Origin of the sequence: Janibacter limosus (assembly GCF_004295485.1) — a bacterium.
Lineage (GTDB): Bacteria > Actinomycetota > Actinomycetes > Actinomycetales > Dermatophilaceae > Janibacter > Janibacter limosus_A.
Genome location: NZ_CP036164.1, coordinates 2,947,899 through 2,969,769 on the forward strand (window position 1 = coordinate 2,947,899; position 21,871 = coordinate 2,969,769).

Consider the following 21,871-nt stretch of genomic DNA (forward strand, 5'->3'; position numbering starts at 1 on the left):
CCATCGTAGGTTGAGCCCATGAGCAGCCAGCGCCCGCATGCCCACGTCCCGGAGATGAGGCTCCCGCCCGCTCGGACGCCGGACCCGGCGAGCGCGCCCTCCCTTCGCTGGGGGCTGCTGGGTGCCGGGTGGATCGCGTCGGAGATGGCGTACGCCCTGCGCGGCACCAGCCAGCAGGTGGTGGCCGTCGGCTCGCGCGACCTGCGTCGCGCGCAGGAGTTCGTCGCCGATCATGCCCCGGGTGCCCGGGCCCACGGCGACTACGCGACCCTCGTCGCCGACCCGCAGGTCGACGTCGTCTACATCGCGAGCCCGCACAGCGAGCACCTCGAGCACGCCCTCCTGGCGATCGCGGCCGGCAAGCACGTCCTCGTCGAGAAGGCGATGGCGCCGACCGCCGGCGAGGCCGCACAGATCGTCGCGGCCGCCCGAGCAGCCGAGGTCTTCTGCATGGAGGCGATGTGGACCCGGTTCCTCCCGCACATCGACGTCATGCGGCAGGTGCTGGACGCCGGGATCCTCGGCGAGGTCAGCACCGTGCTCGCCGACCACTCGATCCCGCTGTGGCCGGACGGTCCGGAGCGTCTGGCGAGCCCGGACCTCGCCGGTGGGGCGATGCTCGACCTGGGGATCTACCCGCTGTCCTTCGCCTCGCTGGTCCTCGGGGGCATCTCCTCCGCGGCGGGACTGGGCTCGCTCACCGACCGCGGGGTGGACCGCCGGCTGGCCTTCGTCGTGCAGGGGCCCACCGGCGCGGTCGGTTCCCTCGCGACGGACATGTCCGTCTCCTCCCCGACGACGGCCTCGGTCAACGGCACCCGGGCGCGGCTGGAGCTGGACACGATGTTCTACCAGCCGACGACGATGCGGCTGGTGGGTGCCGACGGCGGGGTCCTCGACGAGATGGTCGGGGACCCGATCGAGCAGCACCGCGGGCTGCGCCACGAGGCGGCCGAGGTCGCCCTGCGGGTCGCCGCCGGCGAGAGCGAGTCACCGGTCATGCCGCTGGACGAGTCCGTCCGCCTGCTGGAGGTCGTCGAGGAGCTGCTCGGCCCCCTTCGCCCCGCACGACCTTAAGGAGATGCGGGTGGACGGGTGAGCGGGAAGTGCGCGGAGAGGTCCGTGCGCTGACCGCTGACGCGGACCCTGCCCTCGGCCACACCATCCGCCCAGGTGAGGTCACCGACGGCCAGCTCCAGCCAGGTCTGCGGGTCGGTCTCGACCACGGCGGGCGGGGTGCCGCGGGTGTGGACCGGTCCCGCCACGCACTGCACTGCGGCGAAGGGGGGCACCCGCACCTCGACGCTGCGGCCGGGGGCAGCGTCGGCCAGCTCGGCGACGGTGTGCCGCACCGCTGTCGCCAGCGTCGCCCGCGCCACCGCCGAGCGGTCCTGGGCGGCCGACCACGCGTGCAGCGCGGACCAGCCCTCGTCCACGGGGATCCGACGTCGTCCAGCCACGGGCCCATCCTCCCACCCCGACCGTTCACCGGATCGCCACATCCGTGACCCCGCTCAGCCCACATCCGTCTCCTGAGTGCGGCAGAGTCACCCCGGTATGCCCCTCGTCGGGCACGTCACACCGTTGTGTTCTGGGAGGAACCCATGTCCGTGAAGAAGAGGGGCGCGTCGCTGCTCGTCGGGGTCGGTGCCATCACCGCGCTCGTCGCCACCGCCGGAGCCGCCCACGCTGCCGACCCCGTCGACCCGGGCGCCCTCGACCCGGGGCTGACCACGGTCAACCTGCTCAACATCAACGACTTCCACGGCCGCATCGACGACGACAACACCGGCGAGCTGGGCAAGAGCTTCGCCTGCACCGTCGTCTCCACGCGCGCAGCGCTCGGCGCGGACTCGACCGCGCTGCTGTCCGCCGGCGACAGCATCGGGGCCTCCTCCTTCACCTCCTCCTCGCAGGAGGACGGGCCGACGATCAGCTTCCTCAACGCGCTCGGCCTCGAGGCCACGGCGGTGGGCAACCACGAGTTCGACCGCGGCTTCTCCGACCTCACCGGTCGGGTGGACCAGCTGGCGGACTTCGACCAGCTCGGCGCCAACGTCTACGAGCGCGGCACCACGACCCCGGCGCTCCAGGAGTACGAGGTCATCGAGGTCAGCGGGCTGCAGGTCGCCGTCATCGGCGCGGTCACCCAGCAGACCCCCTCGCTCGTCTCCCCGCAGGGGGTGGCCGGTCTCGACTTCGGCGACCCGGTCGAGGCGGTCAACCGCGTCGCTGCACAGCTCAAGGACGGTGACGCGACCAACGGCGAGGCCGACATCGTCGTCGCCGAGTACCACGAGGGCGCGACCGCCGGCGCCGATGGCAGCACGCTCGCCCAGCAGGTCGCCGCGGGCGGCGCCTTCGCCGACATCGTGCAGGACACCGCCGGCGAGGTCGACGCGATCTTCACCGGCCACACCCACATGGACTACGCGTGGGACGCGCCGGCGCCGGGCGGCGGGACCCGCCCGATCATCCAGACCGGCTCCTACGCCAGCAACCTCGGTCAGGTGCAGCTCGGCTTCGACCCTGCGACCCGCAAGGTCACCCAGTACTCGGTGACCAATGTCCCGACCGGCGCCGTGACGCCCGAGTGCGAGGCCGACGCGGCCTACACGTCGGCCGCACAGATCGTCGACGACGCCGTCGCCGACGCCGCGGTCCTGGGCAAGACGGTCATCGGCGAGGTGTCCGACGACATCACGACCGCGGTCAAGACCGACGGCGGTCGTGACGACCGGCAGCGCGAGTCGACCCTGGGCAACCTCACCGCCGACATCTGGCTCGACGCGCTCAACCAGCCGGGTCGTCCCGGCGCCGACATCGGGATCATGAACCCCGGCGGCCTGCGTGACGAGCTGCGTTACGCCCCCACCGGCGACGAGGCGCCCGGCGAGGTCACCTACGCCGAGGCGGCGTCGATCAACCCCTTCGCCAACACGATGATGACCGTCGAGGTCACCGGCGCGCAGTTCATCACGCTGCTCGAGCAGCAGTGGCAGCCCGAGGGCAGCTCGCGGCCCTTCCTCAAGCTGGGCCTGTCGGACAACATCACCTACACCTACGACCCCGACGCCGCCGCGGGCAGCCACATCACCTCCGTGGCCGTCGACGGCCAGCCGATCGACGAGGCCGCGACCTACACGCTCGCGTCCGGGTCCTTCCTCATCGGTGGCGGTGACAACTTCACCGTGCTGCAGGAGGGTACCAACGCCAAGGACACCGGCCTGATCGACACCGACGCCTTCGTCAGCTACTTCGAGCGCAACGCGAGCGTCGACCCGGACTTCCGCAAGCAGGCGGTGGCCGTCTCGGGCCAGCCGAGCGAGCTCACCGCGGGCGACGAGGTCTCCTTCACCGTCTCGGGCCTCGACATGACGTCGGTGGACTCCCCGACGAGCACCGAGGTCGAGGTCTTCGTGGGCGACACGTCGGTCGGCACCTTCCCGGTCACCGCGGGCCTCATCGACGGCGTCCCGACCCGCAACGGGAGCGCGGACATCACCTTCACGGTGCCGGACGGCCTGACGGCGGGCGCGGCGACGCTGCGCGTCGTCACCTCGCCGGGTGGCACCGAGGCGAGCCTGCCGGTGACCGTCACCGCGGGCGCGTCGACGTCGACGAGCACCTCTGGCACCAGCACCTCGGGCACCAGCACCAGCACCAGCACCAGCACCTCGGGCAGCGGCACCAGCACGAGCGGTACCGCGACCTCCACGAGCACGTCCGGCTCCGGGACGGCGACGTCCACGAGCGACGACGACGTGACCGGCCCGGTCGTCGAGACCGACCGTCCGAGTGGTCCGATGGACGCCGGGATCGCCGGCTCGGGTCTCGGCCTGCTCCTCGCGGCCGGCATCGCGCTGGCCCTCGCGGGCGTTCGCCGCACCGCGGGACGTCGCCACTGACGTCTGGCCCGGCTCCATGCCGAAGGGAGGCGCGCACCGTCGGGTGCGTGCCTCCCTTCGTCGTGTGTGAAGGTGTCGCCATGGCGACAGTGGAGCTGGTCCCGGACGAGCACGGCGGCGTGACGGTGATGCGCGACGGGCACCCGCAGAGCCATGTCGACGTCGACGACCCAGACCACCTCGTCTTCGAGTACGTGCAGCACATGGCGGCAGTGCTCGACGCGGTCTTCCCCGGGCCCGACCCGGTCGGCGTCACGCACGTGGGCGGCGCCGGCCTGACCCTGCCGCGCTGGGTCCAGGCCACCCGGCCGGGCTCGCCGCAGATCGTCCTCGAGCCCGACGAGGCGCTCACCGCGACCGTCCGTGCGGAGCTGCCGCTCCCCCGCGGGCACCGCATCCGGGTGCGGCCACAGCTCGGGCGGCCCGGTGTCGAGGCGCTCAAGGACGCCTCCGCGCACGCGGTGGTCGTGGACGCCTTCGACGAAGGGAGGGTCCCCGCCGATCTGCAGACGCTCGAGTTCTTCACCCACGCCGCGCGCGTGCTGCGCCCCGACGGCGTGCTGTTGATGAACTCCCCCGACGAGCCCAACTGGCGTCATCTCGCCGACGTGGTGGCGGGGCTACGGGCCGCCTTCGGCCCCACCGGGAGCGTTGCGCTGATCGCCATGCGCGATGTCATCAAGGGACGCCGCTACGGCAATTCGGTGCTCGTCGCCGCGCACCGACCGCTCGACGTCGACGAGGTCCGGCGGCAGGTCGGCCGTTGGCCCTTCCCCTCGGGCGTCCTCGCCGGGGCGGCGCTGGCCAAGCGGACGTCCACCGGTCGGGCACTCACCGACGGTGAGTCCCGCCCTTCGCCCTCGGCTCCCGACCCGGGCCAGTGGCGGGTGCGCTGACCGGCATCGTCGGGCAGCACGGAGGATCGTCTCCGCCGCTCCGGCCGTGACTCATGCCATGCATCGCGATTCACCCCGCGAGTCACGGCCGGAGCCGCCACACACACCTCGTGGTGCGTGCCGGAGCCGCACTCAGCCCAGCGCGGCCAGGCGGGAGACGACCGACGGCAGGTCCGCCATGTCGTCGATGACGGCGCTGGCCTCGTCGAGCCAGCCCGTCGGGGTCATGTCGCTGCGGTAGCCCACGACGGGCATGCCCGCAGCCACGGCCGCCTCGATGCCGGCCCGGCTGTCCTCGACGACGATGCAGCGCTCCGGGTCGAAGCCCATCTCGGCGGCCGCCAGGAGGAAGACGTCGGGGGCCGGCTTGCCGTGCTCCACCTGCTCGGCGCTGAACCGCGCCCGCTCGGGGAAGAGCCCGTCCATGCCCGTGCGCCCGAGCTTGGTCCCGATCGCCGCCAGGAGCGACCCCGAGGCGACGCAGACATCGCACCCGAGCTCTTGGACGGCTGCGACGGCCTCCGCCGCGCCCGGGACCGGCTCCAGCTCCTCCTGGCTGCGATGGAACTCCGCCCGCCAGGCTCGCTCCCACTCGGCATCGGGCACGGCGCCGGTGAGCTCGGCGAGGGTGACGCGGTTGTCCTTGTAGGCCTTGCCGACAAAGGTCTCGACCGCATCGGCCTCGGTGAAGTCCACCCCGGCGTCACGCATCATGCCGGTCCAGGTGCGCACGTTGAGTCGCTCGCTGTCGACGAGCACGCCGTCGCAGTCGAAGACGACCAACCACTGAGCAGCCATGTCAGCCGAAGTACTGCCGCATCGTGCCGGTGTGGGCTGCTCGCATGTCCTCGATCGTCAGGTCGAGGACGTCCTTGACCTTGAGCCGGTCGCCGTCGGTGCTGCCGAGGCGGGCGATCGGGACACCGTGGGTCTCGGCGATGCCGACGACGGTGGCCAGGTCGGCCTCGGAGCGCACGGTGACCAGGGCCCGGGCGGTGGACTCCGAGTACAGCGCGGTGAAGGCATCGACGCCGTCGCGCTGGAGGACCGGCGACAGGTCGACCGAGGCACCCGTGCCACCGGTCATGACCGACTCCGCCAGCGTCACGGCGAGACCACCGTCGGACAGGTCGTGCGAGCTGGTCAGCACGCCACGCCGCACCGCGTCGACGAAGAAGTCGGCGAGCGCCTTCTCCGCGGCGAGGTCGACCTTCGGCGGCTGGCCGCCGAGGTGGCCGTGCAGCGCGTGCGCCCACTCGCCACCATCGAGCTCGTCGCGGGTCTCGCCGAGGAGGAGGACGATCTCCCCCTTCGCCCCGAAGCCGGAGGACACGGCCGTCGACACGTCGTCGATGACACCGAGGACCCCGACGACGGGCGTCGGGTGGATCGCCGTCTCACCGGTCTGGTTGTAGAAGGAGACGTTGCCGCCTGTCACCGGGATGCCCAGCTCGAGGCAGGCGTCGAAGAGCCCGCCGATGGCCTGCTGGAACTGCCACATGACGGCCGGGTCCTCGGGCGAGCCGAAGTTGAGGCAGTCCGTGACGGCCAGCGGCAGCGCGCCGGAGGTCGCGACATTGCGGTAGGACTCGGCCAGCGCCAGCTGCGCGCCGGCGTAGGGGTCGAGCCGGCCGAAGCGGCCGTTGCAGTCGGTCGAGAGCGCGACGCCGAGGCCGGACTCCTCGTCGACGCGCACGACGCCGGAGTCGTGCGGCATGGCGCGCTTGGTGTTGCCCAGCACGTAGCGGTCGTACTGGTTGGTGACCCAGGACTTGTCACAGATGTTGGGCGAGGCGAGCAGTGCCAGGAGGTCCGCGCCCAGGTCCGCGGGGCGGGGAAGGGAGTCGCTCGAGTCGGCCTGCACCGCGTCGAGCCACTCCGGCCGGGCGATCGGACGCTCGTAGACCGGGCCGTCGTGGGCCACGGAGCGCGGCGGCACGTCGACGATGGTCTCGCCGTGCCAGGTGACGACGAGACGGTCACCCTCGGTGACCTCACCGAGGACGGCGGCCTCGACGTCCCAGCGGCCGGTGATCTCGAGGAAGGCGTCGAGCTTGTCGGGCGCGACGACCGCCATCATCCGCTCCTGCGACTCCGACATCAGGATCTCCTCGGGGGAGAGCGTGGAGTCGCGCAGCGGGACGAGGTCGAGCTCGATGCTCATGCCGCCGTCACCGGCGGAGGCGAGCTCGGAGGTGGCGCAGGACAGGCCCGCTCCCCCGAGGTCCTGGATGCCCTCGACGACGCCGGCGGCGTAGAGGTCGAGGCAGCACTCGATGAGCACCTTCTCCGCGAAGGGGTCGCCGACCTGGACGGCGGGCCGCTTGGCGGGGCCGCCCTCGTCGAAGGTCTCGGACGCGAGGATCGAGACACCGCCGATGCCGTCGCCGCCGGTCTTGGCGCCGAAGAGCACGATCTTGTTGCCCGCGCCCGTGGCATTGGCCAGGTGCAGGTCCTCGTGACGAAGGGAGCCGACGCACAAGGCGTTGACGAGCGGGTTGCCCTGGTAGCAGTCGTCGAAGACGATCTCGCCGCCGATGTTGGGCAGGCCCAGGGAGTTGCCGTAGCCGCCGATGCCCTTGACGACGCCGGGCAGGACCCGGGCGGTGTCGGGGTGGTCGATGGCGCCGAAGCGAAGGGGGTCCATGACGGCGATCGGGCGGGCGCCCATCGCCATGATGTCGCGGACGATGCCGCCGATGCCGGTGGCCGCGCCCTGGTAGGGCTCGACATAGCTCGGGTGGTTGTGGGACTCGACCTTGAAGGTCACCGCCCAGCCCTGACCGATGTCGATGACGCCCGCGTTCTCACCGATGCCGGCGAGGGTCTTGCCCAGCGGCGTCTCGGAGGGCAGGTCACCGAAGCGCTTCAGGTGCACCTTGGACGACTTGTAGCTGCAGTGCTCCGACCACATGACGGAGTACATGGCCAGCTCGGCGCTCGTGGGGCGACGCCCGAGGATGGCGACGATGCGCTCGTACTCGTCCTGCTTGAGGCCGAGGTCGGCCCACGGCTGCTGCACGTCAGGGGTCTGGCCGGCCTGGGTGACGGTGTCGAGGGTGCTCATGCGGACACCACCTGCTGCAGGACGGACGTGAAGAAGGTGCGGCCGTCCAGGCTCGGGCCGAAGCCCTCCTCGACGGCGTGCTCGGGGTGCGGCATGAGCCCGACGACGTTGCCGCGCTCGTTGGTGATGCCGGCGATGTCACGGGAGGAGCCGTTGGGGTTGGTGCCGAGGTAGCGGAAGGCGACCTGTCCCTCCCCTTCGAGCCGGTCGAGGGTGTCCTCGTCGGCGACGAACTGGCCGTCCTGGTTCTTCAGCACGACGGTGATCTCCTGGTCGACCTCGAAACCGTTGGTCCAGGCGCTGCTCGCATTTTCCACCCGCAGGACCTGGTCCTGGCAGCGGAAGGTGCGGTGGTCGTTCTGGATCATCGACCCGGGCAGCAGGTGCGACTCGGTGAGGATCTGGAAGCCGTTGCAGATGCCGAGGACCGGCATGCCGCCCTTCGCCGCCGTGATGACCTCGGTCATGACCGGGGCGAAGCGGGCGATGGCCCCGGCGCGCAGGTAGTCGCCGTAGGAGAAGCCGCCGGGGATGACGACGGCGTCGACGCCGCGCAGGTCCGCGTCACCGTGCCACAGCTCGACGGCCTCGCCGCCGGCGATGCGCACGGCGCGGCGGGCGTCGGAGTCGTCGAGGCTGCCGGGGAAGGTGACGACGCCGATCTTCACGCGCCCGCCCCGGTGATCGGCGCCTGCTCCGGCTCGTCGCTCGTCAGCTCGTGGACGTTGACGACGTCCTCGATGACGGGGTTGGACAGGAGCGTCTCGGCGGCCTCGCGGGCCTTGGCAAGGTGCTCGTCGGTGACCTCACCGTCGACGGAGAGGACGAAGCGCTTGCCCTGCCTCACGTCGGTGAACTGGTCCAGGCCCAGCCGGGGCAGTGCCCCGCGGACGGCCTGACCCTGGGGGTCGAGGATCTCGGGCTTGAGCATGACGTCGACGACGATGCGTCCCACGGGGTGTCTCCTGGTGCGAAGGGGGTGCGTCCGGGGGCGAGTCTAGTTGGGCAGGATGACCCCATGAGCAGCAGCCGGTACTCCGACCTCGTGCGCCTCCTCCTTCGTCATGGGCGGGGCGATCTCTTCGCCGGCGCGCAGCAGGACGACTTCGACGCCGACGAGGGGGTGGCGGACTCCGACGCGAAGGGGGCGGAGGCCTTCGCGGCCGACCTCGAGGCGATGGGGCCGACCTACATCAAGCTCGGCCAGCTGCTCTCCACCCGCTTCGACCTGCTGCCGCCGGCCTACACCGAGGCCCTCACCCGGCTGCAGGACTCGGTGGAGCCCTTCCCCTTCGAGCGGGTGCGCGAGATCGTCGAGGACGAGCTCGGGGCACGGATCAAGGACCTCTTCGCCACCTTCGACGAGGAGCCGCTCGCGGCGGCCTCGCTCGGGCAGGTCCACCGCGCGACCACCCGCTCGGGTCGGGACGTCGTCGTCAAGGTGCAGCGCCCCGACGTGCGGGAGACCGTCCGCGGCGACATGGACGCCCTGGACACCGTCACCGGCCTCGCGGACAAGCACACGAGCATCGGTCGCTCCTACGGCCTCAACCAGCTGCTGCGCCAGTTCCGTCGTTCGCTCGTCGACGAGCTCGACTACCGCCGCGAGGCGCGCAACCTGCTGCGCTTCATCGAGCTGACCTCCGAGCACGACCGGCTCGTCGTGCCCGAGCCGGTGATGCAGCTGACGACGACCCGCGTCCTGACGATGGACCACATCGAGGGGCGCAAGGTCACCGACCTCGGTCCGTTGGCGCTCATCGACCTCGACGCCCGCCCACTCGTCGAGCAGCTCTTCCACTGCTACCTACGGATGATCCTCGACGACGGGGTGCTCCACGCCGACCCCCACCCGGGCAACCTGCTCGTCACCGACGACGGGCGCCTGGCCCTGCTGGACCTCGGGATGGTCGCGACCGTGCCCCAGCGGGTGCAGGCGCACGTCACCAAGCTCCTCCTCGCGATCAACGACGGCGAGGGCGAGGAGGCCGCAGCGGTCCTGGCCGACATGGGCCACCCGCTGGATGACCACGATGCCGCGGCCTTCCGCGACGACGTGGCGCACCTCGTGAGCGAGGCGGTCGCCAGCGGCTCCGACCTGCAAGCCGGTCGTCTCCTCGTGGAGCTGTCGCGTCTCTCCGGGGTCCATGGCCTGCGACCCCCGGCCGAGATGGCCATGATCGGCAAGGCATTGCTCAACCTCGACCAGACGACCGTGCACCTCGACCCGGACTTCTCCCCCGCCGACGCGATCCGGGACAACGTGTCCGACATCTTCGTCTCCTCGCTCAAGGTCACGCCCGGCGGGCTGCTCACCGCCGCCATCGAGGCCAAGGAGTTCACCGCGCAGCTGCCCAAGCGGGCCAACCGGATCCTCGACACCCTCGCCCGCGGCGAGATGCGGGTACGGGTCGACGCAATCGACGAGCAGCGCCTGCACCTCGTGCTCCAGCGAGTCGGCAACCGACTGACCCTCGGCCTGATCATCGCGGCGACGATCATCGGCGCGGCGATGATGATGCGCGTCGAGACCGACGCACGCATCCTCGGTTTCCCCGCGATCGCGATGGTCTTCTTCAGCGTCGCCGTGCTGGCCGCCGTCGCACTGGCGGTGCACATCCTGCTCACCGACCGGGCGGTCGCGCGCAGCCATCCGTCACAGGACGAGGAATAGAGCGCACGCGGCCGACCTCGTGAGCGGCGGCAGGATCGTCGCGACCGGGGCGAGTCCAGTTGCCCTCTCGAACCCGGTCCCCCGGGTCTCGGCCCGGATGGGCTGAGGTCATGTCCAGATCTGTCCCGACGGCGGCTTCCGCGCAGGTTCGCGCTGCGCTGGACCAGCACGCGGACGAGATCGCCGCGATCCTTGCGAGGTACGCGGCCACCGACCCCCGCCTCTTCGGAAGCGTCGCCCGTGGAGAGGCCAAGAACGACAGCGACGTGGACATCCTCGTGCAGCTCACTCCAGGGGCGGGAAACCCCCTCCTTCGCGTCTCGGGGATCGCCGAGGAGATGTCCCGACTGCTCGGCACCAAGGTCGACGTGGTCGCCCCCGAGCTGCTCCGGGACGTGGTCTCCGCCGCTGCCGCGGCAGAATCAGTCGCCGTATGAGTCGCTCCGATGCAGACCGGGTCTCGGACATCCGATCCGCCATCCCTCGCTGCCGGTCCTACGAGGAGCACCTGGGTTTGCCGGACCTCGGCCAGATGGCCTCCGACGCGGTCTTGCGCAACCTGGCCGTGATCGGCACCTGACGACCTTGGACGATGCACTCGCCAGCGACGAGTGACTCTCACGCCGCTCGCTGGTGAACGGTCGAGCTCATCCCCGCTGCGGGACGAAGACGACTGGCCCCGCAGGACGTCCGCCGTGGAGAACTCTCGCTTCGCCCCGAGGTTGATCGCGCGGAGGAAGGCAACGCAGGTCGGCGTCAGCTGAAGCGCTCGCGCAGCTCCCGCTTGAGGATCTTCCCGCTCGGGTTCTTGGGCAGCTCGGTGAGGATCTCGATCCACTTGGGGTCGGCCAGCGCGAAGACGGCGACCTCGGCGACATCTGGGTGGGTGTAGATCGCCTCTTCGACCTCGCGGGAGGCGACATTTTCGCCACCGGTCTTGATCATGTCCTTCTTGCGGTCGACGATCGTGATCCTCCCTTCGTCGTCGGCGACGGCCAGGTCACCGGAGTGGAACCAGCCACCGGCGAAGGCCTCGGCGGTCTTGGCCTCGTTGCGCCAGTAGCCGGCGGCGATCTGCGGGCTGCGACCCGGCCGAGCCCGCGCAGGCTCCGACGTCAAGGGTCAGGACCTGTATTTTCTCATTAATCAAACATATACTTGGGTCATGAGAAACGAAGCCCCGGCACTGATGCCGATCTTCCGCTCCCAACGGCAGGCCAGACTCCTCGCCCGGCTCTTTCACGGCCCCGACAGTGAGCCGTCACTCACGGAACTGGCGACACAACTCGGGGTGAGCACGGGCGCACTCCACGCTGATGTCGAGCGTCTCGTCGACGCCGGACTCATCCACGATCGTCGAGTAGGCCGTACACGACTGCTTCGGGCCAACACCGACTCTCACGCAGCGAAGGCGCTGGCCCAGTTGTTGCTCGTGACCTTCGGCCCCGAGCATGTGGTGCGCGAGGAGTTCGCCACAATCCACGCGACCGTCGCCGTCTACATCTACGGCTCTTGGGCGCGCCGCTACCACGGTGAGCTCGGACCGGAGCCCGGAGACATCGACGTCATGGTCGTCGGGGCACCGGACCGTGACGAGGTCTATGAGGCCGCAGACCGTGCCGGCGAGCGGCTCGGCATTCCAGTGAATGCGGTCGTCCGCTCCGCGTCGTCGTGGTCGCAGGCTGATGATGCCCTCGTCGTCACTGCGAAGGCCGATGCAGTCCTGATCATTGGTGAGGAGACCGCGACATGAGCCCGTGGCAGACAGGACGGGATGTCATCGACGAACTGCTGGCCAACCGTCGCATCGAACGCCGGGCCGGGGCAGACACGGGCGTGGGAGCCCTGATCGGACGAGCTCGGCAGCAGCTCAGGTCGGCTCGCATGCTGCTCGAGGACGACCCGGTGACCGCCTACACCACCGCCTACGACGCCGCCAAGCACGCGGGCATGGCCGTGCTGGCCGAGCAGAACCTGCGCGCGACGAGCGCTGGTGGGCATGTCGCCATCGAACGTGCTCTCAACGCACAGTTTCCGGTCTTCAAGGACTACCGGCGACTGCGTCAACGTCGCAACGAGCTCGATTACCCCACATCCGCCGAGGACTTCTCCAGCTCCGAGGAGTCCGCGCGCGCCATCACCCGCGCGGAGGCAATCGTGGACGCTGCCGAGCAGCTCATCACCCAGAAGGTCCTCACGACCTACGACTGACCCGCCACGGAAGGCGATGCCGAGCATCCCCAGCGGCGCGCGAGCTCGGCGACGCTCCGGTTGCGGTTGGTCGCGACACCGAGGTCCCGCTCGACCATCCCGGGCAACGTCGCGGCGTGGTAGGTCGCTGCCTCTGCAGCCGTTGAGGTGGACCGCGACGGCCGTGCCGACGGTCTCGACGACGCGCTGCAGGATGGCCTTGGGGAACTGCGTTTCGTTCCGAGGTTGATCGTGCGGAGGAACGCAACGTAGGTCGGCGTCAGCTGAAGCGCTCGCGCAGCTCCCGCTTGAGGATCTTGCCGCTCGGGTTCTTGGGCAGCTCGGTGAGGATCTCGATCCGCTTGGGCCGCTTGTAGGGGGCGAGGATCCCGGCGCATTGCTCCTGGATCGCCTCGGCCGTCAGGGTCGACCCCTCGCGGGCCACGACCGTCGCGGTCACCGCCTCGATCCACTTGGGGTCGGCCAGCGCGAAGACAGCGACCTCGGCGACATCTGGGTGGGTGTAGATCGCCTCCTCGACCTCGCGGGAGGCGACATTTTCGCCACCGGTCTTGATCATGTCCTTCTTGCGGTCGACGATCGTGATCCTTTCTTCGTCGTCGGCGACGGCCAGGTCACCGGAGTGGAACCAACCGCCGGCGAAGGCCTCTGCGGTCTTGGCCTCGTTGCGCCAGTAGCCGGCGGCGATCTGCGGGCTGCGGTGCACGACCTCGCCGACCTCGCCGACCGGGACCTCGTTGCCGTCGTCGTCGACGAGGCGGGTCTCGACATTGAGCACCGGGCGACCAGCAGATCCGGCATGCGAGAGCTGCTCGTGCGGCGGCAGGATCGTCGCGACCGGTGCGAGCTCGGTCTGGCCGTAGAAGTTCCACAGGTTGAGCTCCGGCAGCCGCTGCAGGATCTCCTTGAGCACCTCGACCGGCATGGCCGCCGCCCCGTAGTAGCCCTTGCGCAGCGAGGACAGGTCGGTGGCGTCGAAGTCCGCGTGCCGCAGCAGCCCGATCCACACCGTCGGCGGCGCGAAGTACTTCGTGATCCCGTGCTCGGCGATGGCGCGCAGCACTGCTCCCGGCTCCGGCGCGGGCAGGATGATGCTCGTCGCACCGAGCATGATGTCCGGGCCGAGGAAGCAGTCCAGCTGCGCGCAGTGGTAGAGCGGCAGGGTGTGCAGGTCGATGTCGTCGCCGGTCATGCCGCCGTCGATGATCGCGCTGAGGTACTCGGCCTGCAGCGCGCGGGAGGTGAGCAGCGCTCCCTTCGGCCGGGACTCGGTGCCGGAGGTGTACATGAGACGGATCGGGTCGTCGTCGGCGACGTGGGGGGGCGTCCAGCCGGAGGCGTCGGTCCCGACGAGATCGGCGAAGGGGGTCCACCCCGCGGCTTCTCCCCCGGAGACGATGCGCGTGGTCACCTCCTGCCCGCTGCTCTCGATCGCGGACTGCGCGGTCGCGACGAACTCGGGCTGGGCGATGAAGGCGACCGGCTCGGCGTCGCCGAGGATCCAGCCGACCTCGTCTGCGGTGAGCATGAAGTTGATCGGCACGAGGATGGCCCCGAGTCGCGCGGTGCCCCATGCGATCGCGGCGAACTCGGCGCTGTTGCGGCTGAGCAGGGCGACCCGGTCCCCCTTCGCCACGCCGCGCTGGGCCAGACCGGCGGCCACGGAGATGACGATCGCGTCGAGCTCGCGGAAGCTCCAGCGGGTCTCCCCGTCGATGATCGCGGTCTTGTCGCGGAAGCGGGCAGCGCTGCGCCGCAGCACCTCTCCCAGTCCGTTGGCGCGGGCAGTGTCCATCTCGGTCTTCGACATGACCGCAGTCTGCCCCGGGAAGCGGCTTGGCGGAAGGGCGACGACTGACCGCCGCCGAGGCGTTGTCGGCGCCGGGCCCTATCGTCCACACATGGACGGACACTCACTCATCAAGCAGTACTGGCGCGCCTGCGAGGAGCGGGACTGGGAGGCCTTCGGGCGGACGGTGGCCCCCGACGTCGTCTACCGAGATCCTCAGACCCGCGAGATCGTGCGCGGTCGCGCCGACTACGTGGCCTTCAACCAGACCTACCCCGGCGACTGGCACCTGACCGTCGAGCGAGTCATCGCCCAGGACGACGAAGGGGTGAGCTGGACGAGCTTCGCCGTCGGCGACGAGACCATGACGGGCCTGTGCTTCTTCCGATTCGGCGATGGCCTGATCACCGAGATCGACGACTTCTGGCCCGAGCCCTACGAGCCGCCGACGCGGGAGGTCCCGGTCGTCGATCGCTACTGAGCAGGCGTGGCACGTCCACCAGCGCCCCGCATGCGGTGCATCATCGTCGCCGAGGGCACGACCCGCCCCGTGCGATAGGTCGAGAGCCGGCTGCGCGAGGTACCGACGCTGCGCGCGAACTCCTCCGTCGTCATGCCGGAGTCGGCGACGAGCCGCCGGACCTCGTCGGCCACCGCCGCACGCTCCCGCTCCTCGGCCTGGCATCGCGCCCGCGCGATGGCGCGACCGAGCAATGGCCCCACCCCATAGGGAGACTCGTAGGACAGGTAGTCCTCCACCTGACGGGCCACCGGCCCCCACGGGTCGGCATCGATGGCCCGGGTCAGCACGATCCAGTCGGTGATCGAGCCTCGCTCGATGACCGTGACGATCGCCTCGTAGGGCCAGGTCTCGACGGCTGCGGTCGGATCGACGTCGACATTGCGGAAGGACACGCTCACGACTCCTCCTCGAGCACCGGTGGACTCTCCGACGAGCACGGCGTCGGGGACGATCTCCTGCAGGTGGGCGGCGGACTCGAGCACACGGACCAGCGCGGGCTGCTCGATCATCCATCGTGTCAGATCTGATACGTCAGGCGCGGAAGGTCTGCCCCGTCAGTCGCTCGTAGGCCTCGACGTACTTCGCGCGCGTCTGGGCGACGACGTCCTCCGGGAGCGAAGGGGGTGCCTCGCCCGCGCTCTTGTCCCACCCGCTCGCCGAGGACGTCAGCCAGTCGCGGACGTACTGCTTGTCGTAGCTGGGCTGCTGACGGCCCGGCTCCCAGGACTCGGCCGGCCAGAAGCGTGAGGAGTCCGGCGTGAGGACCTCGTCCGCGAGGACGATCTCGCAGTCGGCCCCCCGGTCGCGGATCGCGGCCCGCTCGTCCTCCCCTTCGCCCAGGGTCAGGCCACGCAGGCCGAACTCTACCTTGGTGTCCGCGAGGATGATGCCGCGCTCGGTGGCGATCTCGTTGCCCCGCTGCAGGATCCGCACGGTGAGGTCGCGGGCCCGCTCGGCGAGCGCCTGACCGACCTCGTCGACGACGCCGGCGAAGGGGATCGGCTCGTCGTGCTCGCCCATCGGCGCCTTGGTCGAGGGCGTGAAGATCGGCTCCGGCAGCGGCGAGCCGTCGACGAGCCCGGCGGGCAGCTCGACACCACTCACGGCACCGGTGGACCGGTACTCGTTCAGCCCACCACCGGTGAGGTAGGCCCGCGCGACGCACTCGACGGGCAACATCGCCAGACGCTCGACCAGCACCGCCCGCCCGGCGACGGCGGCCGGCACCTCGGTCGAGACGACATGGTGCGGCACGAGGTCGGCCATCTGCTCGAACCACCACAGCGACATCTGGGTCAGCACGGCCCCCTTGTCGGGGATCGGGGTGTCGAGGACGAAGTCGTAGGCCGACATCCGGTCGCTCGCGACGAGGAGGAGCTGGTCCTGGCGTGCTGCGCCGTCAGCACCGAGCGGCGCGTAGAGGTCGCGCACCTTGCCGGAGTAGACGTGGGCGTATCCGGGCAGCTCGAGGTGGCCGTCAGTCGTCATGCGGCCATCTTTGCAGGCGGCCTCACGGCCCGTCGCGCCGCTCCGACACCTTCATCTCCGCCTCGTAGAGGTGACGCCTCCCCTCGACGAGCTCCTCCCGTGCCGCGGCCTCCGCCGCCCGGAAGGGCTCGTGGTACATCGCGTCGTACTCCTCGACGACCTGGTAGCTCCAGCGGTCCGGGAGCACGTTGCGGCCCACGAGGTTGGTCTGCAGGTCGTCAGCCATCGCGGTGTGACCCGCCCGGCGCAGCAGGCCCACGGCCTCCTGGAGGGTCAGGTCGGCGGTCCCGCACCGACGGTGGAAGGCGTAGAGGTGGCCCCGAGCCTCCTCGACGACCTCGAGGGCCTCCGACAGCTTGCCGAGCGCCTCGACCGTCTGGTCGTCGACGCCGTCCGGTCTGCGATGCGCTGCGTCCATGGCGACCTCGTACCCGCTCGACCAGCCCGCACACGGCGACGAAGGGAGTGGCGACGCGGGCGAGCACCCGGACCACGACCGCTCGTCGGCATTGCCATGGGGGAATGCGGGGCTTCAGCGATCGTCGCGCAGGCCTTGGGGCCAGCGCTGGGCCCCGGGCCCGTCCTGCGCGTGCCGGTCGTCGGCGTTGTAGATCGGGCAGCTGCTCGTGGACAGGCAGCCGCAACCGATGCAGCCGGAGGTCGTGTCCCGCAGCTCGACGAGCGCGTCGATCCGCTCCTGCAGGGCGTCGTGCCACCGGCGCGAGAGACGCTCCCAGTCCCGGGCCGTCGGCGGGCGGTCCACCGGGAGGGTGTCGAGCGCCTGCCGGATGTCGGCGAGCGCCAGGCCGAAGCGCTGCGCCGCCCGGACGAAGGCCACCCGCCGCAACGTGTGCCGGGGGTACCGGCGCTGGTTGCCGGCGGTCCGGGTGGAGTGGACCAGCCCCTTGGACTCGTAGAAGCGCATCGTCGGGACGCTCACGCCGCAGCGCGCGGCGGCCTCGCCGATCGTCAGCAGGTCGCGCTTGTCCATGACCGACAACCTAGCGCTTGACCTCAAGCGGACTTGAGGTCAGAGGGTGTCGGTCATGACCTCGACGATCCCCGCCCGGGCGACCACGCCCCCTTCGCCATCGTCCCCGTCGTCCCGGCCGGACTCCCTGACGACGCCGTGCGTGGGCGATCCGGAGCTGTGGTTCGCCGAGACCCCCGAGGCGCTGGAGCAGGCCAAGACCCTGTGCCGAGGCTGCCCGCTGCAGCTGGCGTGCCTGCAGGGAGCGATCGAGCGCCGCGAGCCCTGGGGCGTGTGGGGCGGACAGATCCTCGACGACGGCCGCGTCATCCCCCGCAAGCGGGTGAGAGGGCGCCCGCGCAAGGACACGGCGGCCTGAGCCCCCTTCGCCAGCGGCCCTGGCTCACGGGTGGACGTCGACACGCGGACGAAGGGCCCGCGCGTTTACCTCCAACGGGTCCAGGGGCCCTACAACGAGCCCGGCGGTCGGGCGTCAGGCGCGGATCTCGCCCCGGGCAGCGCGCAGGGCGATGTCGGTGCGGTGGTGGCCACCATCGAGACCGATCTGCTCGACCGCCTCGTAGGCGCGCTCGCGGGCCTGGACGAGGTCGTCACCGAGGGCCACGACCGACAGGACACGACCGCCGGCGGAGACCAGCTGGGCCTCGTCGTCGTCGATCGCGGTGCCGGCATGCAGGACGTGGACGTGCTCGGCGAGCTCGCCCGCGGCCAGGTCCTCCAGCCCGTCGATGGCCACACCCGTCACGGGCGCGGCCGGGTAGCCCTCGGCGGCGATGACGACGGTCACGGCTGACTGCGGGCTCCAGCGCAGCGGGTCGTGCGCGTCGAGCCGACCATCGGCGGCCGCGCCGAGCAGCACCGCCAGCGGCGACTCCAGCCGGGCGAGGACGGACTGGGTCTCCGGGTCACCGAAGCGCACGTTGAACTCGATGACCCGAGGCCCCCGCGAGGTCAGCGCCAGCCCGACGTAGAGCACCCCGACGAAGGGAGTCCCCCGCCGCGCCATCTCGTCGACCACCGGCTGCGCCACCCGGGCCACGACGTCGTCGACGAGACCCTCGGGGGCCCACGTCAGCGGGCTGTAGGCGCCCATCCCGCCGGTGTTGGGGCCCTCGTCACCGTCGAAGATCCGCTTGAAGTCCTGGGCCAGGTCCAACGGGACCACCGTGGTGCCGTCGCAGATGCAGAAGAGGCTCGCCTCGGGGCCGTCGAGGAACTCCTCGATGACGACGCGGGCGTCATCTCCCTTCGCCAGGCAGGCCAGACCGTGCTCCATGGCGACGGCTCGGTCCTCGGTGACCACCACGCCCTTGCCGGCCGCCAGCCCGTCGTCCTTGACCACGAAGGGGGGACCGAAGGTGTCGAGGGCCTGCGCCAGCTCGTCCTCGTCGGCGCAGACCCGGGCCATCGCGGTCGGGACCTCGGCAGCGGCCATGACCTCCTTGGCGTAGGCCTTGCTGCCCTCGAGGCGGGCGGCGTCGGCGTCCGGCCCGAAGCAGCGGAACCCGGCCTCGCGCAGGGCATCGGCCACGCCTGCGACCAGTGGGGCCTCCGGCCCGACGACGACGAGGTCGACCGCGTGGCGGCGGGCGAGCTCGACGACGGCCTGCGGGTCGGTCGCGTCGACCGGCTCGGTGAGCGCCAGGGCGTCGGTACCGGGGTTGCCCGGGGCAGCGATGACCGCAGCCACGGTGGGATCGAGGGTGAGGGCGCGGACGAGAGCGTGCTCGCGGGCGCCGGAGCCGATGACGAGAACCTTCACGGGGGGAGCCTACGAGACCCGGGGCCAGGAGCGGTGCGCCGACCGCAAAAGGGCACAAAGGGGGGCGCAGCTCTCGGCAGGCAGGGGGTATCTGTCGTGAGCTGCGCCCCAGATCGCGGGTCCAGACATCAGGGGGGACACCGACCGCGCGATCATCGGCCGAAGCCGACCTCTTGATACTGACACTTTGTTGAGGGTGAAATCAAGATGGCGCCTGAAGTTCTTGCCGGTCGGCTGCCGCTGCCGCTCTCGCCCCGGCCCGGCACCGGGACGTTGCCGGGAGGAACTAGACTCACGTGTTCCGCCCGATTGAGCAGGAAGAGCAGGACGACACGTGACCGACACCCACGTCGACGCCGTCGCAGCGGAGGTCGCCACCGAGCAGCAGCACCTCGATCGCGTCCACGCCGAGCTGGCCAAGGCCGGCAGACGGGCCGACCTCGTCGCCGTCGACGGCATGTCCCGCGGCCGCACCGACCGCACCGGCGACGTGCGGGACGAGGAGATGTCCGGGCTCTTCGAGCGGGACGCCCTCGTCTACACCGCCGCCCGCCGCATCTCGCACCTGGAGAACCAGCACGAGGGCCTCGTCTTCGGCCGCCTCGACCTGGAGCACGGCGACCCCGACGAGAGCTCGGACCGCGAGATCCGCTACATCGGCCGCCTCGGCGTGCGCGACGACGACTACGAGCCGCTCGTCATCGACTGGCGCGCACCTGCTGCCTCCCCCTTCTACCAGGCCACTCCCGTCGACAACCGCGGAGTCATCCGCCGTCGAGTGCTGCGCTGCAGCGGTGACGAGGTCATCGGCGTCGAGGACGACCTCATGGTCCCCGAGGCCCCCGACGACATGGTCATCGTCGGTGACGGCGCCCTGCTCGCCGCCCTCACCCGCACCCGCGGTCAGCAGATGCGCGACATCGTCGCGACGATCCAGACCCACCAGGACGAGGCGATCCGCGCCACCGACCGCGGGATCACCGAGATCAGCGGTGGCCCCGGCACCGGCAAGACGGTCGTCGCGCTGCACCGGGCCGCCTACCTGCTCTACGCCAACCGGCGCCGCTACGAGTCCGGCGGCATCCTCGTCATCGGACCCTCCTCGGCCTACACCGCGTACATCGAGCGGGTCCTCCCTTCGCTCGGCGAGGACTCGGTCGTCCTGCGCTCCCTCGGCGACGTCGTCGACGTCATCACCGCGGTACGTCACGACCCCCCGGAGGTCGCGGCGATCAAGGGGTCGCTGCAGATGCGAACCGTCCTGCGACGCCTCGCCTCCCGTGCCGTGCCGGGCGCCCCCACCAGCCTGCGGGCCATGGTCGGCGGCCTCCCGGTGCGCCTCGAGGAGCGCGTGCTCGACGACATCCGGCGGCGCGCGCTGCGCGACCGCAGCCGCAACCAGGCCACCGGCTACGTGCGCGAGCTGCTCGCCCAGGCTGCCTGGCGTCAGGTCCGCGAGGGTGACCGGGACGAGTTCATGGACTCCTTCGACGAGTCGATGGCCATCGACGACTTCGTCGCCGAGTGGTGGCCGCAGGTCGACCCCCGCGAGGCCCTGCTGTGGCTCGCCGACACCGAGCTCGCCTACGAGGTGTGTCGCTCCGTGCTCAGCCAGGGCGATGCCGCTGCACTGGCGCACTCGGCCCGCGAGACCCTCGAGGCCGGGACCTGGAGTGTCTCCGACGCCGCCCTCGTCGACGACCTGTCGGTCCGCCTCGGTCAGGTCGAGGAGCCAGAGCGTGAGGAGCGCTCCTTCTACGAGATCGAGGAGCTCGACGGCGTCGAGGAGCTGCGCGCCATGGGCTCGGCCATCACGGCTCCCGAGATGAGCCACAGCCTGACCCCGACCAACGCCCGCGAGCGTCTGCTCCACGGCACCGTCGGCCGCCCCGGCGAGTACGCGCACATCCTCGTCGACGAGGCCCAGGACCTCTCGCCGATGCAGTGGCGGATGATCGGTCGACGCGGTCGGCGTGCCTCGTGGACCGTCGTCGGGGACGTCGCCCAGGCGTCCTGGCAGGACACCGCCGAGGCCGACCAGGCGCGCGAGGAGGCCTACGGCAACCAGCCGCGGCAGGCCTTCCACATGACGACCAACTACCGCAACGCGCAGGAGATCTTCGACTACGCACGGGACGTCATCCTGCCGATCGTGCCGGACGCCGACATCCCCGACGCCGTGCGCGAGACGGGCGTCGACCCGGTCGAGATCAGCTTCGGCGACGCGCTCGACACCTCCCGTCCCGACGTGGGCGCCGTTGCGGCACAGGCCCTCGACGCACTCGCGCAGGAGGTCGACGGGTCGATCGCCGTCATCACCCCGCAGCGGCACGTCGACGCGGTGCTGTCGCTCGCCGGGACGCACGACGGCCGGGTCGTCGTCATCGACCCGCTCTCGACCAAGGGTCTGGAGTGGGATGCCACGCTCGTCGTCGACCCCGACGCGATCGCCTCGGAGTCCCCGGGCGGCGCCCGCGTGCTCTACGTCGTGCTCACCCGTGCGGCGCACCGGATGACGGTGCTGCGCCCGACCGACTGACCGTCAGGGCGCGGGCAGCCGCG

23 protein-coding genes are annotated in these 21,871 nt (G+C 70.9%); 11 read left to right on the forward strand and 12 right to left on the reverse strand.

Features of this window, described 5'->3' with window-relative positions; all coding sequences use genetic code 11:
* The first annotated feature begins 18 nt into the window (after positions 1-18).
* On the forward strand, positions 19-1,077 hold the full coding sequence (locus tag EXU32_RS14115) for a Gfo/Idh/MocA family protein (RefSeq protein WP_242612799.1): 1,059 nt from the start codon (positions 19-21) through the stop codon (positions 1,075-1,077).
* On the opposite strand, the gene EXU32_RS14120 is transcribed toward EXU32_RS14115, so the two are convergent.
* Complete coding sequence (locus EXU32_RS14120; protein WP_242612800.1) at positions 1,074-1,460, reverse strand: sterol carrier family protein; 387 nt, start codon at positions 1,458-1,460, stop codon at positions 1,074-1,076. The genes EXU32_RS14115 and EXU32_RS14120 overlap by 4 nt on opposite strands.
* Positions 1,461-1,604: 144 nt before the next feature.
* Between EXU32_RS14120 and EXU32_RS14125 the strand changes: the two genes are divergently transcribed.
* On the forward strand, positions 1,605-3,908 hold the full coding sequence (locus EXU32_RS14125; RefSeq protein WP_130630474.1) for a bifunctional metallophosphatase/5'-nucleotidase: 2,304 nt from the start codon (positions 1,605-1,607) through the stop codon (positions 3,906-3,908).
* A gap of 80 nt (positions 3,909-3,988) precedes the next feature.
* On the forward strand, positions 3,989-4,804 hold the full coding sequence (locus EXU32_RS14130) for a spermidine synthase (protein WP_130630475.1): 816 nt from the start codon (positions 3,989-3,991) through the stop codon (positions 4,802-4,804).
* 132 nt (positions 4,805-4,936) lie between these two features.
* On the opposite strand, the gene EXU32_RS14135 is transcribed toward EXU32_RS14130, so the two are convergent.
* Genes EXU32_RS14135 through purS form a run of 4 tightly spaced genes read right to left on the reverse strand, consistent with a single transcriptional unit; the run spans position 4,937 to position 8,826 of the window.
* Positions 4,937-5,602 (reverse strand): HAD family hydrolase, encoded by a 666-nt coding sequence (locus EXU32_RS14135; protein WP_130630476.1) that lies wholly within the window; start codon positions 5,600-5,602, stop codon positions 4,937-4,939.
* Between the two features lies 1 nt (position 5,603).
* Complete coding sequence (gene purL / locus EXU32_RS14140; RefSeq protein ID WP_130630477.1) at positions 5,604-7,871, reverse strand: phosphoribosylformylglycinamidine synthase subunit PurL; 2,268 nt, start codon at positions 7,869-7,871, stop codon at positions 5,604-5,606.
* Positions 7,868-8,539, reverse strand: coding sequence for a phosphoribosylformylglycinamidine synthase subunit PurQ (purQ, locus tag EXU32_RS14145; protein ID WP_130630478.1), 672 nt, complete (start codon positions 8,537-8,539; stop codon positions 7,868-7,870). Before purQ ends, purL begins: the two co-directional genes overlap by 4 nt.
* Positions 8,536-8,826, reverse strand: coding sequence for a phosphoribosylformylglycinamidine synthase subunit PurS (gene purS / locus EXU32_RS14150; protein ID WP_055998215.1), 291 nt, complete (start codon positions 8,824-8,826; stop codon positions 8,536-8,538). Before purS ends, purQ begins: the two co-directional genes overlap by 4 nt.
* A 63-nt stretch (positions 8,827-8,889) precedes the next feature.
* Here purS and EXU32_RS14155 point away from each other — a divergent pair, with 63 nt between their 5' ends.
* From EXU32_RS14155 to EXU32_RS17235, 3 genes are all read left to right on the forward strand, one after another.
* Positions 8,890-10,545: an ABC1 kinase family protein gene (locus tag EXU32_RS14155; protein ID WP_130630479.1), complete on the forward strand. Its 1,656-nt coding sequence runs from the start codon at positions 8,890-8,892 to the stop codon at positions 10,543-10,545.
* A gap of 110 nt (positions 10,546-10,655) precedes the next feature.
* Positions 10,656-10,982, forward strand: a complete 327-nt coding sequence (locus EXU32_RS14160; protein WP_130630480.1) for a nucleotidyltransferase family protein — start codon at positions 10,656-10,658, stop codon at positions 10,980-10,982.
* The gene (locus EXU32_RS17235; protein ID WP_165399690.1) at positions 10,979-11,125 is read left to right on the forward strand and encodes a hypothetical protein; all 147 of its coding nucleotides are present in this window, start codon (positions 10,979-10,981) and stop codon (positions 11,123-11,125) included. Before EXU32_RS14160 ends, EXU32_RS17235 begins: the two co-directional genes overlap by 4 nt.
* 176 nt (positions 11,126-11,301) lie before the next feature.
* Here the strand turns inward: EXU32_RS17235 and EXU32_RS14165 are convergent, their stop codons facing one another.
* Complete coding sequence (locus EXU32_RS14165) at positions 11,302-11,664, reverse strand: AMP-binding enzyme (protein ID WP_347400279.1); 363 nt, start codon at positions 11,662-11,664, stop codon at positions 11,302-11,304.
* 46 nt (positions 11,665-11,710) lie between these two features.
* On the opposite strand from EXU32_RS14165, the gene EXU32_RS14170 reads away from it, so the two are divergent.
* Together EXU32_RS14170 and EXU32_RS14175 are read left to right on the forward strand one after the other, a co-directional pair.
* The gene (locus tag EXU32_RS14170) at positions 11,711-12,298 is read left to right on the forward strand and encodes a MarR family transcriptional regulator (protein ID WP_130630481.1); all 588 of its coding nucleotides are present in this window, start codon (positions 11,711-11,713) and stop codon (positions 12,296-12,298) included.
* The gene (locus EXU32_RS14175) at positions 12,295-12,756 is read left to right on the forward strand and encodes a HEPN domain-containing protein (RefSeq protein ID WP_130630482.1); all 462 of its coding nucleotides are present in this window, start codon (positions 12,295-12,297) and stop codon (positions 12,754-12,756) included. Before EXU32_RS14170 ends, EXU32_RS14175 begins: the two co-directional genes overlap by 4 nt.
* 259 nt (positions 12,757-13,015) lie before the next feature.
* Here the strand turns inward: EXU32_RS14175 and EXU32_RS14180 are convergent, their stop codons facing one another.
* Positions 13,016-14,566, reverse strand: a complete 1,551-nt coding sequence (locus EXU32_RS14180) for a fatty acyl-CoA synthetase (protein ID WP_130630483.1) — start codon at positions 14,564-14,566, stop codon at positions 13,016-13,018.
* A gap of 91 nt (positions 14,567-14,657) precedes the next feature.
* Here EXU32_RS14180 and EXU32_RS14185 point away from each other — a divergent pair, with 91 nt between their 5' ends.
* A complete protein-coding gene (locus tag EXU32_RS14185) occupies positions 14,658-15,026 on the forward strand; it encodes a nuclear transport factor 2 family protein (protein ID WP_130630484.1) in 369 nt (122 codons plus the stop codon).
* On the opposite strand, the gene EXU32_RS14190 is transcribed toward EXU32_RS14185, so the two are convergent.
* The 4 genes from EXU32_RS14190 to soxR all read right to left on the reverse strand — a co-directional run bounded on the left by EXU32_RS14190 (position 15,020) and on the right by soxR (position 17,547).
* Positions 15,020-15,577, reverse strand: a complete 558-nt coding sequence (locus EXU32_RS14190; RefSeq protein ID WP_242612801.1) for a helix-turn-helix domain-containing protein — start codon at positions 15,575-15,577, stop codon at positions 15,020-15,022. The genes EXU32_RS14185 and EXU32_RS14190 overlap by 7 nt on opposite strands.
* A gap of 22 nt (positions 15,578-15,599) precedes the next feature.
* Positions 15,600-16,556, reverse strand: a complete 957-nt coding sequence (locus EXU32_RS14195) for a phosphoribosylaminoimidazolesuccinocarboxamide synthase (protein ID WP_130630485.1) — start codon at positions 16,554-16,556, stop codon at positions 15,600-15,602.
* A 22-nt stretch (positions 16,557-16,578) separates the two neighbouring features.
* Positions 16,579-16,974, reverse strand: a complete 396-nt coding sequence (locus EXU32_RS14200; protein ID WP_130630486.1) for a hypothetical protein — start codon at positions 16,972-16,974, stop codon at positions 16,579-16,581.
* A 114-nt stretch (positions 16,975-17,088) separates the two neighbouring features.
* Entirely contained in the window at positions 17,089-17,547 is a 459-nt protein-coding gene (soxR, locus tag EXU32_RS14205; RefSeq protein ID WP_130630487.1) for a redox-sensitive transcriptional activator SoxR, read from the reverse strand.
* Positions 17,548-17,602: 55 nt separating this feature from the next.
* On the opposite strand from soxR, the gene EXU32_RS14210 reads away from it, so the two are divergent.
* On the forward strand, positions 17,603-17,905 hold the full coding sequence (locus tag EXU32_RS14210; protein ID WP_130630488.1) for a WhiB family transcriptional regulator: 303 nt from the start codon (positions 17,603-17,605) through the stop codon (positions 17,903-17,905).
* Positions 17,906-18,019: 114 nt separating this feature from the next.
* Here EXU32_RS14210 and purD read toward each other — a convergent pair whose 3' ends face one another.
* A complete protein-coding gene (gene purD / locus EXU32_RS14215) occupies positions 18,020-19,309 on the reverse strand; it encodes a phosphoribosylamine--glycine ligase (RefSeq protein ID WP_130630489.1) in 1,290 nt (429 codons plus the stop codon).
* 334 nt (positions 19,310-19,643) lie between these two features.
* Here purD and EXU32_RS14220 point away from each other — a divergent pair, with 334 nt between their 5' ends.
* On the forward strand, positions 19,644-21,848 hold the full coding sequence (locus tag EXU32_RS14220; RefSeq protein WP_130630490.1) for a HelD family protein: 2,205 nt from the start codon (positions 19,644-19,646) through the stop codon (positions 21,846-21,848).
* Positions 21,849-21,871 lie beyond the last annotated feature (23 nt).

What these genes read in the sequence shown, in the direction of transcription:
- EXU32_RS14175 (WP_130630482.1), top strand. Translation starts at nt 12,295, where the DNA reads ATGAGCCCGTGGCAGACAGGACGGGATGTCATCGACGAACTGCTGGCC.
- EXU32_RS14190 (WP_242612801.1), bottom strand. Translation starts at nt 15,577, where the DNA reads ATGATCGAGCAGCCCGCGCTGGTCCGTGTGCTCGAGTCCGCCGCCCAC.
- EXU32_RS14135 (WP_130630476.1), bottom strand. Translation starts at nt 5,602, where the DNA reads ATGGCTGCTCAGTGGTTGGTCGTCTTCGACTGCGACGGCGTGCTCGTC.
- EXU32_RS14200 (WP_130630486.1), bottom strand. Translation starts at nt 16,974, where the DNA reads ATGGACGCAGCGCATCGCAGACCGGACGGCGTCGACGACCAGACGGTC.
- EXU32_RS14115 (WP_242612799.1), top strand. Translation starts at nt 19, where the DNA reads ATGAGCAGCCAGCGCCCGCATGCCCACGTCCCGGAGATGAGGCTCCCG.
- EXU32_RS14210 (WP_130630488.1), top strand. Translation starts at nt 17,603, where the DNA reads ATGACCTCGACGATCCCCGCCCGGGCGACCACGCCCCCTTCGCCATCG.
- EXU32_RS14170 (WP_130630481.1), top strand. Translation starts at nt 11,711, where the DNA reads ATGAGAAACGAAGCCCCGGCACTGATGCCGATCTTCCGCTCCCAACGG.
- EXU32_RS14195 (WP_130630485.1), bottom strand. Translation starts at nt 16,556, where the DNA reads ATGACGACTGACGGCCACCTCGAGCTGCCCGGATACGCCCACGTCTAC.
- EXU32_RS14185 (WP_130630484.1), top strand. Translation starts at nt 14,658, where the DNA reads ATGGACGGACACTCACTCATCAAGCAGTACTGGCGCGCCTGCGAGGAG.
- EXU32_RS17235 (WP_165399690.1), top strand. Translation starts at nt 10,979, where the DNA reads ATGAGTCGCTCCGATGCAGACCGGGTCTCGGACATCCGATCCGCCATC.
- EXU32_RS14160 (WP_130630480.1), top strand. Translation starts at nt 10,656, where the DNA reads ATGTCCAGATCTGTCCCGACGGCGGCTTCCGCGCAGGTTCGCGCTGCG.
- EXU32_RS14125 (WP_130630474.1), top strand. Translation starts at nt 1,605, where the DNA reads ATGTCCGTGAAGAAGAGGGGCGCGTCGCTGCTCGTCGGGGTCGGTGCC.
- EXU32_RS14180 (WP_130630483.1), bottom strand. Translation starts at nt 14,566, where the DNA reads ATGTCGAAGACCGAGATGGACACTGCCCGCGCCAACGGACTGGGAGAG.
- soxR (WP_130630487.1), bottom strand. Translation starts at nt 17,547, where the DNA reads ATGGACAAGCGCGACCTGCTGACGATCGGCGAGGCCGCCGCGCGCTGC.
- purL (WP_130630477.1), bottom strand. Translation starts at nt 7,871, where the DNA reads ATGAGCACCCTCGACACCGTCACCCAGGCCGGCCAGACCCCTGACGTG.
- EXU32_RS14130 (WP_130630475.1), top strand. Translation starts at nt 3,989, where the DNA reads ATGGCGACAGTGGAGCTGGTCCCGGACGAGCACGGCGGCGTGACGGTG.
- EXU32_RS14155 (WP_130630479.1), top strand. Translation starts at nt 8,890, where the DNA reads ATGAGCAGCAGCCGGTACTCCGACCTCGTGCGCCTCCTCCTTCGTCAT.